Here is a 14,031-nt window from a genome sequence, read left to right on the forward strand (position 1 = left end):
TACTTGCAACTATTTAATCTTTCACTGAAATTAAACGGCTTTGATATTAACAGAGCGAAATCGGCTTTATCTGCCATTCAATCTAAAAACGATTCTGAGTTTGAATCTTATGTTGGCCAACAAAAAAATGCAATAATTACTTATCATTTAAAGCATAATCCGTTTTATAAAAGCCTAGGAACATCCATAAACCTCAACGATTGGAATTCGGTTCCCATAATGACTAAAAATCATTTACAACAGCCGTTAGAACAGAGGCTGAGTGCGGGATACACTTCAAAAAATGTCTATGTAAACAAAACCTCTGGTAGTTCTGGCGATCCTTTCATTTTCGCAAAAGACAAATGGTGTCACGCCATGACTTGGGCACAAATTATGGATCGATTTTCTTGGTATGGTATTGATTTTAATAGTTCAAAACAAGCTCGATTCTATGGAATTCCATTGGATAAGAAAGGGTATTATAAAGAACGTTTGAAAGATTACTTTAGTAACCGTTTTCGATTTTCAGTATTTGATCTAAGCGATGAGTCTTTAGAAAAAGCCTTAGCTAAATTTAAGACTTCAAAATTTGACTATATCAATGGGTATACAAGCTCTATCGTTCAGTTCGCAAAATATTTGAAGAGTCACAACCTTAAGCTAAAATCTATCTGTCCAAGTTTAAAAGCTTGCATTGTAACTTCAGAAATGTTGTTTGATGACGATAAGCTTTTGATGGAGAATCAATTTGGAGTACCTGTTATTAACGAGTATGGTGCTTCAGAATTAGATCTCATTGCCTTTCAAAATATAAATGATGAATGGCAAGTTAATAGTGATACCCTTTATGTAGAAATTCTTGATGAACACAACAATGTTCTGCCTTATGGTAAAGAAGGCCGAATCGTAATTACCTCACTATACAATAAAGCACATCCCTTTATCCGCTATGATATTGGAGATATTGGTATTTTATCGGAAGAAAGCAGTATTAAAAAACCAATTCTTAAAAAATTGATTGGTCGATCTAATGATATTATTGTTTTACCCAGTGGAAAAAAGGCGGCAGGACTTACATTTTATTATATTACCAAAAGCGTTATAGAAGACGATGGTAATGTTTCTGAATTTATAGTTGAACAGTTGAAATTAGACAGTTTCATTATTAGTTATGTCAGTAAATTTGAACTTTCTGAAACTCAAAAAGCAAAGATTAAAAATGAAGTCATCCTCTATCTCGAGCCCAATATAACCATTAACTTTAAACGCTTGGATAAACTTCAACGTGCAAAATCTGGTAAGTTGAAACAATTCACATCTCACATAAATTAAGTTATCAGTGAAGGAATTAATGATTATTACGAGTTATTTTCCGCCAGAAATTGGTGCGGCTTCTAATCGCATCTTTCACATGGCAGAAGGTTTAAAAAATGATTATGATATCAGTATTGTTACTCCTTTGCCTAATTATCCAACAGGAAAAATTTTTAAAGATTATAAAGGGAAGTTCCGTTCTACAACTGAGGAAAACGGCATCAAAATTAACCGATTATGGATTTATGCCTCCGTTTCTAAGAATAAGTTTCTTCGTCTATTCGCTATGCTTTCTTATAGCTTTAGTTTGATTTGGTTTTTTATGTGGAATAATATTCCGGATAAAGTTATCGTGCAGTCACCTCCTCTATTGGTTTCGTTTACCTGTATGTTCTTTTTAAGATCTAAAAAACGAAAACTCATATTAAACGTTAGTGATTTGTGGCCTAGTGCAGGATTGGAATTGGGTGCTTTGAAAGAAGGGTTTTCATATAAAATCTTAAAGAAACTAGAAGCTTATAACTATAATAATGCAGATCTTATTTTAGGACAAAGCAATGAGATTCTCAGTCATATAAAATCTATTACGACAAAACCTGAGTTGTTTTTATACAGGAACTTTCCTCAAATTGAATTTCCAAAATTACGAGAAACCAGCTCTCAAAACGGCAAAATAAAAATGGTTTATGCAGGTCTTTTAGGAATAGCACAAGGGATATTAAAACTTTGTCAAGAATTAGATTACCGTACTATTGAATTTCATATCTATGGTTCTGGCGCTGAAGAAGAGGCTATTAAAACTTTTATAAATTCCAATAAAAATTTACCAATTTATTTTCATGGACGTGTGAAAAGAGACGACTTACATCTCGCACTTTTAAAATATGATCTGACCATAATTCCGCTACTCAATAGAATTTATGGTTCTGTTCCTTCAAAAATATTTGAATACGCAAAATTAGGTTTACCTATGTTGTATTTTGGAGGAGGTGAAGGTGAGGACGTGATCAAGACACATCAACTTGGCTGGATAGCAAAAGAAGGCGATTACAAGCACTTAAACGAGGTTTTAAGCGGTATTCACCTTAAAGACTTAAACCATGGCTTAAAATCCTCAATTCAAGATATAGCGAAAGTGCAGTTTAATTTTGAAAAACAACTAGAAAAACTGAAACAGACCCTTTAGTAGGCTTTATCATCACCTTTAACCGCATTGATAAAAGTTTGAAGAATGATTTTAAGGTCTAGTAGAAGCGACCAGTTTTCAATATAAAAGATATCTAATTTCACTCGTCCAATAATATCCTTATCAGTTTCTACTTCCCCCCTAAATCCACTAGTTTGTGCCAAACCTGTGATGCCAGGTTTTACGAAGTGCCTTACCATGAATTTATCAATTTTCTTAGCATACATATGTGTATGACTCACCATATGGGGTCTCGGACCAACCACAGACATATCGCCAAATAAAACATTAAAAAATTGTGGTAATTCGTCAATACTAGTTTTTCTAATAAACCTACCCACTTTAGTGACTCGTTGGTCTCCTCTGGTAGCTTGATACAAATGCGCGTCTTTATTAGGCATCATAGACCTAAATTTATAGCAATCGAATTCTTTATAGTTAAATCCATTTCTAGACTGTTTAAAAAACACAGGTCCTTTAGATTCTAATTTAATAAGAATAGCGATTAAAGGTGTTAACCATGACAAAACAAAGATAATTACCAGACTTGAAAATACTATATCAAATGCCCTCTTTAAAAAGGTATTAACCGGTTCTTCTAAAGGAATGGTTCTTAGCGTTAGAATAGGTATATAGTCGTAATACTCATATCGTAATTTTTTAGAGTATATCTCCTTACTATCTGGGATAAACTTTAGGATTTTTAAGTTGTTATCGGCGAAGTCGACGATATCAGCAATTTGTGAATTAGTCATTTCTGAAATTGAACAGTAAAGCTCGTCAATCCCTTCTTTTAAAACATATTCAAAACACTCGGTTAACGAATGCTCTTTGGTTTTTAAGCTAAATGTCTTTTTATGTGAATAACCATACTCCGGGTTCTTGTTGAAAAAATTCTCTAAGGCTAAGGTCTTTTTATTAAAACCTAATATCACTGTCGTCCTATAATTACCACCAAAAGAAGTTCTATATTTTTGTAGTAAGTAATAAATAGTAAACTTAATGATTGTAAGTAGGAAGAAACAGAGAAGTACATACTTTACAATTGGTCTTGGATAAATATGTAATTCATGATACAATCCGGAAAAAGCAAAAACAATAAGTAAAAATAAGATGGATTGTTTAACTATAAGGGAAAGAATGTTTACAGGGCGAGTGTACCTATAAACTTCATAAAATTGAGAATAAAGAGACATTAATATCCAGGATACGGAGATTATTAAACAAAATATAAACGAATCTTTCTCCTTAAAAATAGACAGTATTGCTACGCCATTAATTATAACTAAATCAATAATATAAGAAATAGGCCTTAAATATCCTGAATACCGTCCTTGTTTAAATGTGTTCAATTTTTTTAATTCTGTGTTTATATGAATGTATTTCTCTCTATTATATGAATTTACGTCGAAAAACGCTTAATTTATTTAAATAATTTAGAGTGGTATTTTTAAAATCTACTCTTAATTGAGGTGCTTATTCGATATTTACCTGCAAATTAAGGTTTAATTGTCTTTTACTTATAAAATATCATATTTCAATAAAGCAATCTAACTAAAAACGATAAATACTATCTCAATACTATTTTGCCATTTGTAAACCTTGTTTTCACATTACGTTTGTACAAAGAAATACAAATAAGCATGTTCTTACGACATATCCTGTCCAAATCGTAGTTGTTTTATTTCTTTGTTTTTACAAGGTTTTTATATTGTTGCTCCAATTTTTCAATATTTTTTGTTAAATCGAAATTATCTAAAAAATATTGAAAAGAGTTTTCAGAGAACTTTAATTTCAATTCCTCACTGTTTAAAATATTTTCAATATAGCCCGACATCTCAACAACACTTTCATTTTGAACCAAGTACCCATTATATTCGTGTTTTACCAAATCTTTGTTACCATCACAATTTGTTGCTACTATCGGTTTTCTTAAAGCCAAGCTTTCTATAACAGAGTATGGAAGCCCCTCATATCTTGAGGTTGAAATATATAATTGACTGTCTTTTATAATATTAAAAATATCATCTCTAGATGTCCAATCTAAAAGGGTTACATTTTTTACTAAATCTAATTCTTTAATTTTCTCTTTAACTACGTTTAAGTTTGGTGCGTGAAAACCAACTCCCATTAATACTAAATGAATATTATAATTTGATTTTTTTAGCTCATAAATAACATCAATCATAAATTCAATGTTTTTCTGATAAGAAGGTCGGCCGACCGAACAAATATAATTGTCTGGCCAACTTTTATCGATGCTTAATTCCTTGAAAGTTTTGATAGGTAAAATAGAGTTATTAAACAGTAAAGCTCTTTCTTTTTTATAGCCCACTTTTACTATGCCTTGTTGTAATTCAGACTTTGATGTTGCTAATAAATAAGAATTAACATGTTTAAAGATTCTTTCAATAGTTAGAAAAACACTTTTCTTAAAATTAGATTCAGCACTTAAAAAAGAATATGCATGAGGTGTATGTAATACATTTACTCTATAAAATAAAGAAGCTGTTCTGGCTATAATACCCCCCTTTGCACTGTGTGCATGAATAAGATCTGGTTTTTCTTTTCTTAATATTTTAATAGTAGATATTATAGATTTGAAATCTTGTATTAAGCTAATTTCTCTTTGAATAGGTAGTTTATATTCTCTAACTTGAGTTTTATCCTTAGCAAAGTAATTTAACTTGTCATTTTCTTCTTGTTGGTGAATAATAATATTTTCAATTTCATTCGGATTAATGTTTTCTGTTACTAATCTTAAATAAACATCTACACCTCCAACAGAATGTAATACGTGAGCTACTTTTATTTTATTCATTATTAAATTTTAGATTGTCTTCACCTTAATTTTCAAGACTTTTACTATAAAGTTAAATCTTAACTAAATGCATTTATAAATCAGAAAACGATTTTTTTTCGGTTACGCCACTATATATAGCAAAAAAGATACTAAAAAGGTAAACCCCTAACTGCCTGTGCAAAACGTTTTCAACAAAAAAGAAAGCTAAAAACAATGCTAAAATAAACTTTAATTCAAATGCACTATTCTTAGAAAAACATATACTAACAAAAGTATATACTAATAAAATAAAAGGCACAATTCCTCCAACTAACAAGAAGTCTAAAAATTGATTATGGGCGTTAAATTTAGCGTTTAAATAGTATTTTTTTTTATCATCATTATTTGTAATCGTGGCTCCATAACAATTAACAAGTTTATTTTCGAGGGTCTTATAACTTCCTATTCCTTTGAATATAATATTCTCAGTATCAATTATATGTGTAGCACAAGGCCAAATAACAAATCTTGGTTCATAATCTTTTATCAAGTGCCAAGAAAGTTTTAAATCATCCGTTCTATGCATCCTAGAAGAAATATTTTCACTTAGGCTTATGGCTAAAACAAATACCCCCAAAAACACAAAAGTAGTAACTCTTTTAACTTTCACACTAAATGAAGTACTCTTATACAAAAAAATCAAGATTAAAATAATATTCAAAATAATACTTAATCTGGCGGAGATATAAATATTAAATCCTACAAATACCAGAACTAACATATAATACCAAATCCGTTTATGATTATTTTCTGCGATTTTCAAACAGCAAAAGACAGAAATAGATATCATAAATCCCAAGTATGGCCTATCTACCCAAAGTAACATATTAACCTCTCGACCCGTATCTAACAAAAAACTAGGGTTATGAATAATTCTATTTACAATAGCATAAGTCGATCCAATTACAGCAATAAGTACACCTACAATAAAAAAATGTTCTAACACTCTTTTATTTTTTACTTGTGAGAATAGTAAAATCACTAATACTATTAAAATGTAGCGAGAATATATTGCTAGATCATTAATGAAGCTCGAATTTAGCACTCCAACTATTAATATAAATAATATACTAGCTAAAAAAGCAAGTATGTATTTAGAATAAACTACAACGTAGCTTCTAAATGTAAATGCTACAATTACAGCTAATGGTATTAATAATAAATTAGGAATTGCTGTAGAAATGGGTAAAAATAGCGCAATTAAAGCTGCACAGTAATCTACTATTGTTTCCCGGTTTTTATTCAAATAAACTAAAATATTCTCCATAATTATCTTGCTTTAAACAAGAATTTCTAAAAAGTAACACTATCCAATAGCCTTGTAAAATCACCTTAATTTAGTGATTATAAACCTTCTTATATATTTAAAATAAGAGAAACAGCTGATAAAACAATATTCTAAAAAATTCACAAATCCAAGCTTATAACCTAACTTTATAGCTTTAAGTTCTCCTCTTTCCATTTTCCATAAATTAGCACTTAATCCTGAATGTCCATAAGCAGGTTTATCTGTTACGGCATAAACCAAACTTTCATTATATAAGTAACAATTAAACTTACTCGCTATCCTTAAAAAAAACTCTAAGTCTTCACTATAACTCATTGTTTCATTCATATAACCAATAACAGGAATGATTTCTCTTTGAAAGACCACGGAAGATGTCATAAAATAATTCTTATATAATAACTGTCTACCAGAAATTTGATTGATTCTTCTAAATTTTACACCAAAAAATGATTTGAGTTTTAAGCCGTCCCTATTTGCCCCTAAAAAGTCGATATTAGAATTATTTTTCATAATTTCTAGCTGACGCTGTATTTTATCTTTCACCCACAAATCATCACTATCTAAAAACATAATATACGCTCCCTCTGCATTTCGCAACCCGAAATTTCTTGCAGCGGAAACCCCTTTATTCTTCTGATAATAATATCTAATGTTTATCTCAGAATTTAATTTAAAAAACTCTTTAATTATTTTTTCTGAACCATCAGTAGATCCATCATTTACGACAATAATTTCAAAATTTTGATATGTTTGATTTACTACAGATTTTAGCACTTTTTCTATGGTGTTCTCTGAGTTATAAACAGGTATTATTACACTTATTAATGCATTCATTAAAAGTTTTGAATTTATTTTATTATTAAGCCTGCTAAAATAAGAAATATGAATTTTTTAACTGTTTCAAAAACGAGTTATTACACTTTTATTAAGTAATACGTTACAAATAAATTGATTTAATAATTACTTTTACGATTAATTCATATTAAAAAAATAATGAAAATAGTTTTCGAAGGATTCTATGGTTTTAAAAACGCAGGAGATGATGCATTCGTTGAAGTTTCGTCTTGGGGTGCAAAAAGATATTGGAATTGTAAAAACAGTACATTTTTAGGGGCTTCACTTCCAAAAACAATTCATGAAATTAACAACAAACAAATTTTTTCAAAAATTAAAGGCTTTGATCGAGTAAATTTGGTATCTCATTTAACTAATTCTGATTACCTCATTTCTTCAGGCGGCTCAACATTTAGTGAGATACCAATACATAGTAATAAATCACTCGCTAGACACTTTAAAAAAATTAATAAACGACTTAAACTTGGTGCTATTGGAGTTTCGATTGGTCCTTTTATAAACTCAAGAGCAGAACATGATGTCGTAGATTACTTACAATCATTAGATTTTTTATCCGTTAGAGACAATCGTTCATATCGTTATGTCCAATCGTTAAATTTACCATATAACCCCATAAATGCATTTGATTTAGCAGCATTACTTCCTTCTGTGTATAAGCACGACTTTAAACAGACCGTTTGTATTAACCAACATCCAACAATAGGAATTAGTATTTGTAATTACGAAAGTTATAAGGGAGGTGATATTTTAAAAGAAAAAAACAGAAACACTTTTTTTAAGGAAGTTATAGATTTAATTACTAAACAAACTAATGCTCATTTTAAAGTGTTTATTATAAATGGTAATGAGAAATTTGGTGACCATGATGCCACTTATCGATTAATTAAAGATATTGATAACAGTAGAGTTACTATAGTCCCTTATTTAAATGATGTACAAGAAACCTGGAATGAAATCAACACATGTAGTCTAATGATATCTACGCGTTTACACGCTAGTATTTTTGCTTGTTATGCTCAAATACCATTTTTTTTAATAGAATACCATGAAAAATGTTCTGATTTCCTTACAGATGTGGGGCAAGACGAAAGCTATAGAGTTTATGACGCACAAGTAAGTCCAAATAGCGTAGTGCAGAAAGTCTGTGAAATTTTAAATGGCTCATACGTTAAACCTAAATTTATCAAAAAAACTATAGCACTTTCTGAAAAGAATTTCACTTCTCATAAAATAAGTTAAAACGTAGCACGCTCCTTTAAATGGCTTTTAAAAAGTACCAATATTGCTAAACATAACCAAAAACCATAAATCCTAAAAGAGTCGATTTGTAACCAATTAAATAAAAAACCCACAAAACCAATAAATAAGGTTACAGATATATTTTTATTTTGATCACTCATTTTGTAAGTTAGATTAGTTCCTTTTATTACTGAAATCAGAAAGCTTATAAAGACAATAATTCCTATGATTCCCGTTTCTGTCATTATTCGCAAGTAAAGATTAAAACCTGGAGGAAATGACTTAACATTTTCATTTTGAAAACTGGCCTTAAATTCATAATTGTTTTTTAGTGCCCATTTTGGATAATAATGTCTCGATACATAAGACTGTTGTCCCCAACCAGTACCAACAATCGGATGTTGCTTAAATGCCTCAAACATGGCAACTTGAATTCCTAATCTAGATTTATTGGATACAGAATTATCTTTTGAACTATATTCTACCTTAGTTATATTCAAACTATCAATTTTTTTTGAAACCACATTGGATATTGGTTTCCAAAATAAAAACATTGTAACCAAGACCAAAACGAAACTCAACACTACTGCCTTAATAAATAAAATTCTAAATTTAGGATACGTTTTAAACGCAAAAAACACCCCCACTAAACACTGAATTAATATAACAACAAGTGCAGTTCTGGATTTTGAAATTAAAGCTAATAGCACAACAAAAATAAAAGGTAAGAATCTCGTGTATTTTTTAGACGAAGTTAAAATATAACTAAACATAAAACCTGAAATAGTTATGATATAAGTTCCCAAGGCTGGAGGTTCATATGTAAGTGATGATACTCTTAATAGTCGATAATCCAACTTAATTTCAACAAAAGGTAAATAATCATAAACCTTAATTAATGGAACTAAAAAGTTCGCATTATAAGTTATTATCAAATACTCCAAAATTCCACAACTAAAAACAATGATAAAGCTTATTAAAAACGTTCTTCTTATTTTTTTAAAAAAGACTAATACACCTAAATCTCTACCTACATTAACAAAAACAATAAAAAATAAAAAACCAGATATTGCAAGAGAAATTAATTGTCGAATAAAGCGCTCTACTCCAGATGTGTGTTTAAAGTAGTTGTCTACTATAGTTGGCATTTTTAAGAGTGTAGATAAGCTCAACACAAATACAAATAATAAGAAAAGACTATATTCCGTAGATTTTAAAGGAATAAATACTCTCCCTTTAAATACAGTATAAATTAGAAAGAAACTGAAAGAAATTAAAAAGAATAGAGGTGAAGAATCACTACTATACTCCCCTAAAAACTGAAGCCAACTCGGCATATCTGAATTAAAAGGAAGGAAAAATATTCCTAAAATAAAAAATATGTGATATCCTTTTTTTATAAATTTCATACAGAAGTTTTTTGTAAGTTTTACTATAATGTAAATAGTAACAATAATTATAGTCTGGAAAAGAACATATAAAAATACATTTAAAAATGTTGTTAACTATTTACAACCGACGTGCGCATTTTTCTATAATAAAAATAGATTAGAATTAGTGAATAAGATAAATTCGACATCAAAAAACTTAAAGCCATACCGTAAAAATCAAAAATGCTAATCAAAAAATATCCAATGACAATCATTGTTAATAACGCTACAATATGTGCTATAAAGAAAGGATATGTTAACTCAATTGCTTTTAATGCAATTGAAATAGGTCTAATAAAAAACAATAATAATTGTACAAGTAAAAATATTACTATTAGAAAAAGCCCTGATCCATATTTTGATTCGTAAAGTATACTATAGAAAACAATAGCAAAAACAAAAACAGCCAATATTAACATCAATGTTTTTTTATAATTCTTACTATAAAGATCCCTCACAAGGCTATCTAAATTTTGAATAGAATTCTTTTTTATAAATTTTGAAAAATAAGGAATGTAATAGTTTTCTACAGAAAGTATAAATATATTAACTACACCTAATATGTTTTGCACAGTCCTCACTTTACTAATACCAAAATCATTTACACCAATCGCTTTTGATAAAATAAATAAACCTTGACTATAACCCCAAAATGCAACACCTCCAATAATAATCCATTTAGAATAATCATAATGTTGCAGTACAATGTTTTTATATGCTTCTTTCTTTGTTATATTAAGTTGGACTATTTTACTTGTAAAGACTTTATGAAAAATCAAAACTAATAATAAATAGACATTTGCTATTAAAAAGGCTAGAACTAAAACATTTAAGATAATATCAAACCCAAGCGAATTTCTAAGCATAAGTATACCTGCAAAAAAAGACACATTTAAAAGTAAAGATGCTATTACTGTGTGAGCAAGATGAATACTGTAGCTACTGAATAAGAATTTTTTAAAAATATCGAATGTTGTCATCAGTAAAGGAGCCAAGAAAACAAACCATGGATTTATATTTTCTCCTGAAATATGAATAAAAAAATAACATATACTTGATAGAGCTCCACTTAACAGAAAGTTACTAATCAAAATACTTACAATGTAGATTCCCTGGTTTTCCTTCCATTTTTTAGAAAAAATCACCATAATAGGTGAAGAAAGAAAGAAGGTAGAGAAAATAAAAACAAAGTTTATATAACTTAAAAATATAATATAAGAACTGAAACTATTAATTGAAGCTAATTTTGACAACAGAAAAATAGATCCAAAATTAAAAAAAGCATAAAGTGATTGATCTAAGAATATCAAAAGCTTTTCACTAAGAAGTTGCTTATATAATGAAATTATTTTTGTCTTATTCATTTTTTAATACCTGAGCGATATCCTTCGGACTCACTTATTGATTCTTAAATATCTTTTAATATTCTTTTTTATAAGTGGCAAATATAGGTGTTTTAGACTACGCAAAACTTATCCTAATTAAGTGAAAAGCATCAATTAATGATGAATAGCTTAAAAAAATAAATACTTTTTTGTGTAACCCACACTATTCGAAATTTTAAATCTTTTCGCTTCCTAATATTTTTATAATGTAATAATTAGCTTGTTCACCAAAGGAATTAATTATTTCATATGACTTTTCTTAAGCTTTCCTTCCAATATGGAATTTCAATTCGTAAAGATTCTTCGATCTTAGTAGTATCTAAAACACTATACTTCGGTCGAATAGCAGGCGTTGGATATTGATTAGTATTGATACGCTTTAGTTTTATTTTTGAATTACTCAAACGAAAAATTTCACTTGCAAAATCATACCAACTAGCCACACCCGAATTACTGTAATTATAAATCCCATACGATACGTTTTTAGCTCCTATTAGTTTTAAGATAACCTCAGCTAAGTCTTTTGCGTAAGTAGGTGATCCTAATTGGTCATTAACTACACTGATTTCATCGTTTTCCTTGGCTAACCTCAACATCGTTTTTAAAAAATTATTACCAAATTCCGAATACAACCAAGATGTTCTAATAATGAAATAGTTTGACAATAATTCTTGTATAACTAGCTCTCCCTTTAGTTTAGTTTCTCCATAAACATTTAGCGGATTTGTTTCACTCTCTTCGGTATATGGATTTAAAGAAGTGCCATCAAACAGAAAATCGGTTGAAATATGTATTAATGTCACTTGGTTTTCAAAACATGCCTGAGCAATATTTTTAACGCCTTCAACATTTATTTTATAAGCTTTTTCAACTTCACTTTCAGCCCTATCAACTGCTGTATATGCAGCACAATTTATACAGAAATCTATTTGACCAAGACTCTTAAAGACCTCTGTTACCTGAACCACATTGGTTATATCTAACTCACGTGACGATTTATAAATAAAATTGAAATTTGGAAAGTTAGCGGCAACACTTTGAATACATTGTGCCAATTGACTATCCTTACCTGTAACGAGAATAGTTATCATAATTGAGCATTCTTAAGAGTAGGTAATACTAAATCTTTGTCTGAAATGATTAATTCCTCAGTATTACAATTCCAATCTATTCCCAATTCTGGATCATTATAAATAATACCCGCTTCCGATTCTTTATTATAGAAATTATCACATTTATAACTAAAAATAGTATGATCTTCTAAGACTAAAAAGGCATGTGCAAAACCACGAGGAATAAAGAGTTGCGTTTTATTTTGTTCTGAAAGTTCTATTGAAAAATGTTTACCATAAGTCAATGACTTAGGCCTTAAATCAACTACAACATCCAATACACTCCCTTTAATTACCCTCACAAGTTTAGCTTGGGCATGTTTGCCTAATTGATAGTGTAGCCCCCTTAAAACACCTTTAGACGATTGAGATTCGTTATCTTGAACGAAGTTAATATCTATATCTAAGGCCTCGTTAAATCGCTTCTGATTAAAACTTTCAACAAAGTAACCACGTTTATCCTTGAAAATCGTCGGCTCAATAATAAAACAGCCTTTTAATTTTGTTTCTTTCACGTTCATATTAGTCCAACACTAAACTTAATAAATGCTTACCATAACCACTTTTAGTCAATGGTTCTACGACTTTTTTAAATTGTTCTTTATCTATATATCCCATCCTATAGGCAGCTTCTTCGATAGATCCGATTTTTAAACCTTGTCGTTCTTCAATAACTTGAACAAATTGTGAAGCTTGCATTAACGATTTAAACGTTCCTGTGTCTAACCAAGCTGTACCTTTATCTAATACACCTACTTTTAATTTACCTTGACTTAAAAAGGTTTTATTAACATCAGTTATTTCTAATTCACCACGTTTACTAGGTTTTATACTTTTAGCAATTTCTATTACCGAATTATCATAAAAATAAATACCTGGGACTGCATAATTAGATTTTGGTTTTATTGGCTTTTCTTCAATAGAAACAGCCACTTCATTAGTATCAAATTCTACAACCCCGTAGCGTTCAGGGTCATGAACGTGGTAAGCGTATATAATTCCACCATCAGGATCATTATTTTGCTGCAGCAGTTCTGCCAAACCTGTGCCATAAAAAATATTGTCTCCAAGAATCAGTGCTACCTTATCGTCACCAATAAATTCTTCACCTATAATAAAGGCTTCAGCGAGTCCGTTTGGAGACTCCTGAACCGCATACTCAAAATTGCAACCATAGGACTTACCATCACCTAAGAGCTTTTGAAATAGAGGTAAATCTTGAGGTGTAGAAATAATTAGTATTTCTCTAATACCTGCCCACATTAATGTTGAAATAGGGTAATAAATCATGGGCTTATCATAAATAGGCATCAGTTGTTTGCTTACCGCCAATGTTAATGGATGTAATCGCGTACCAGAGCCCCCTGCTAAAACTATTCCTTTCATGACTTACCTATT

Annotated in this window: 12 protein-coding genes; 3 read left to right on the forward strand and 9 right to left on the reverse strand. The window is 29.7% G+C overall.

The genetic code is table 11. The annotated features are described in order from the left end of the window. The first annotated feature begins 3 nt into the window (after nucleotides 1–3). Both DFQ11_RS03530 and DFQ11_RS03535 read left to right on the forward strand, forming a co-directional pair. Nucleotides 4–1,314, forward strand: a complete 1,311-nt coding sequence (locus DFQ11_RS03530; protein WP_110474319.1) for a phenylacetate--CoA ligase family protein — start codon at nucleotides 4–6, stop codon at nucleotides 1,312–1,314. A 7-nt stretch (nucleotides 1,315–1,321) separates the two neighbouring features. After that, nucleotides 1,322–2,482, forward strand: coding sequence for a glycosyltransferase family 4 protein (locus DFQ11_RS03535; protein WP_110474321.1), 1,161 nt, complete (start codon nucleotides 1,322–1,324; stop codon nucleotides 2,480–2,482). Here DFQ11_RS03535 and DFQ11_RS03540 read toward each other — a convergent pair. From DFQ11_RS03540 to DFQ11_RS03555, 4 genes are all read right to left on the reverse strand, one after another. After that, on the reverse strand, nucleotides 2,479–3,834 hold the full coding sequence (locus DFQ11_RS03540; RefSeq protein WP_110474323.1) for an undecaprenyl-phosphate glucose phosphotransferase: 1,356 nt from the start codon (nucleotides 3,832–3,834) through the stop codon (nucleotides 2,479–2,481). The two genes, DFQ11_RS03535 and DFQ11_RS03540, sit on opposite strands and share 4 nt — an antisense overlap. 329 nt (nucleotides 3,835–4,163) lie before the next feature. Further along, nucleotides 4,164–5,303, reverse strand: coding sequence for a glycosyltransferase (locus DFQ11_RS03545; protein ID WP_110474325.1), 1,140 nt, complete (start codon nucleotides 5,301–5,303; stop codon nucleotides 4,164–4,166). A 73-nt stretch (nucleotides 5,304–5,376) separates the two neighbouring features. After that, nucleotides 5,377–6,591 (reverse strand): O-antigen ligase family protein, encoded by a 1,215-nt coding sequence (locus DFQ11_RS03550; RefSeq protein WP_110474327.1) that lies wholly within the window; start codon nucleotides 6,589–6,591, stop codon nucleotides 5,377–5,379. A gap of 60 nt (nucleotides 6,592–6,651) precedes the next feature. Further along, nucleotides 6,652–7,446 carry a glycosyltransferase family 2 protein gene (locus tag DFQ11_RS03555; protein WP_110474329.1) on the reverse strand — a complete coding sequence of 265 codons (795 nt, stop codon included), beginning with the start codon at nucleotides 7,444–7,446 and terminating at the stop codon, nucleotides 6,652–6,654. Between the two features lie 159 nt (nucleotides 7,447–7,605). Here DFQ11_RS03555 and DFQ11_RS03560 point away from each other — a divergent pair, with 159 nt between their 5' ends. Continuing rightward, the gene (locus DFQ11_RS03560; RefSeq protein WP_110474331.1) at nucleotides 7,606–8,706 is read left to right on the forward strand and encodes a polysaccharide pyruvyl transferase family protein; all 1,101 of its coding nucleotides are present in this window, start codon (nucleotides 7,606–7,608) and stop codon (nucleotides 8,704–8,706) included. Here DFQ11_RS03560 and DFQ11_RS03565 read toward each other — a convergent pair. From DFQ11_RS03565 to rfbA, 5 genes are all read right to left on the reverse strand, one after another. Beyond that, nucleotides 8,703–10,115 carry an O-antigen ligase family protein gene (locus tag DFQ11_RS03565; protein ID WP_110474333.1) on the reverse strand — a complete coding sequence of 471 codons (1,413 nt, stop codon included), beginning with the start codon at nucleotides 10,113–10,115 and terminating at the stop codon, nucleotides 8,703–8,705. The two genes, DFQ11_RS03560 and DFQ11_RS03565, sit on opposite strands and share 4 nt — an antisense overlap. A 92-nt stretch (nucleotides 10,116–10,207) precedes the next feature. After that, nucleotides 10,208–11,500 (reverse strand): lipopolysaccharide biosynthesis protein, encoded by a 1,293-nt coding sequence (locus DFQ11_RS03570; protein ID WP_110474334.1) that lies wholly within the window; start codon nucleotides 11,498–11,500, stop codon nucleotides 10,208–10,210. A gap of 266 nt (nucleotides 11,501–11,766) precedes the next feature. After that, nucleotides 11,767–12,612, reverse strand: a complete 846-nt coding sequence (rfbD, locus tag DFQ11_RS03575) for a dTDP-4-dehydrorhamnose reductase (protein ID WP_110474336.1) — start codon at nucleotides 12,610–12,612, stop codon at nucleotides 11,767–11,769. Further along, nucleotides 12,609–13,154 carry a dTDP-4-dehydrorhamnose 3,5-epimerase gene (gene rfbC, locus DFQ11_RS03580; protein ID WP_110474338.1) on the reverse strand — a complete coding sequence of 182 codons (546 nt, stop codon included), beginning with the start codon at nucleotides 13,152–13,154 and terminating at the stop codon, nucleotides 12,609–12,611. The genes rfbD and rfbC overlap by 4 nt, the downstream gene beginning before the upstream one ends. A gap of 1 nt (nucleotide 13,155) precedes the next feature. Then, complete coding sequence (rfbA, locus tag DFQ11_RS03585) at nucleotides 13,156–14,019, reverse strand: glucose-1-phosphate thymidylyltransferase RfbA (protein ID WP_110474339.1); 864 nt, start codon at nucleotides 14,017–14,019, stop codon at nucleotides 13,156–13,158. Nucleotides 14,020–14,031: the final 12 nt, after the last annotated feature.

This window comes from Winogradskyella epiphytica (assembly GCF_003217215.1).
Classification (GTDB): Bacteria; Bacteroidota; Bacteroidia; order Flavobacteriales; family Flavobacteriaceae; genus Winogradskyella; species Winogradskyella epiphytica.

Coding starts and splice junctions, on each gene's coding strand:
- DFQ11_RS03545 (WP_110474325.1), bottom strand. CDS start 5,303: ATGAATAAAATAAAAGTAGCTCACGTATTACATTCTGTTGGAGGTGTA.
- DFQ11_RS03550 (WP_110474327.1), bottom strand. CDS start 6,591: ATGGAGAATATTTTAGTTTATTTGAATAAAAACCGGGAAACAATAGTA.
- DFQ11_RS03555 (WP_110474329.1), bottom strand. CDS start 7,446: ATGAATGCATTAATAAGTGTAATAATACCTGTTTATAACTCAGAGAAC.
- DFQ11_RS03560 (WP_110474331.1), top strand. CDS start 7,606: ATGAAAATAGTTTTCGAAGGATTCTATGGTTTTAAAAACGCAGGAGAT.
- DFQ11_RS03565 (WP_110474333.1), bottom strand. CDS start 10,115: ATGAAATTTATAAAAAAAGGATATCACATATTTTTTATTTTAGGAATA.
- DFQ11_RS03570 (WP_110474334.1), bottom strand. CDS start 11,500: ATGAATAAGACAAAAATAATTTCATTATATAAGCAACTTCTTAGTGAA.
- rfbD (WP_110474336.1), bottom strand. CDS start 12,612: ATGATAACTATTCTCGTTACAGGTAAGGATAGTCAATTGGCACAATGT.
- rfbC (WP_110474338.1), bottom strand. CDS start 13,154: ATGAACGTGAAAGAAACAAAATTAAAAGGCTGTTTTATTATTGAGCCG.
- rfbA (WP_110474339.1), bottom strand. CDS start 14,019: ATGAAAGGAATAGTTTTAGCAGGGGGCTCTGGTACGCGATTACATCCA.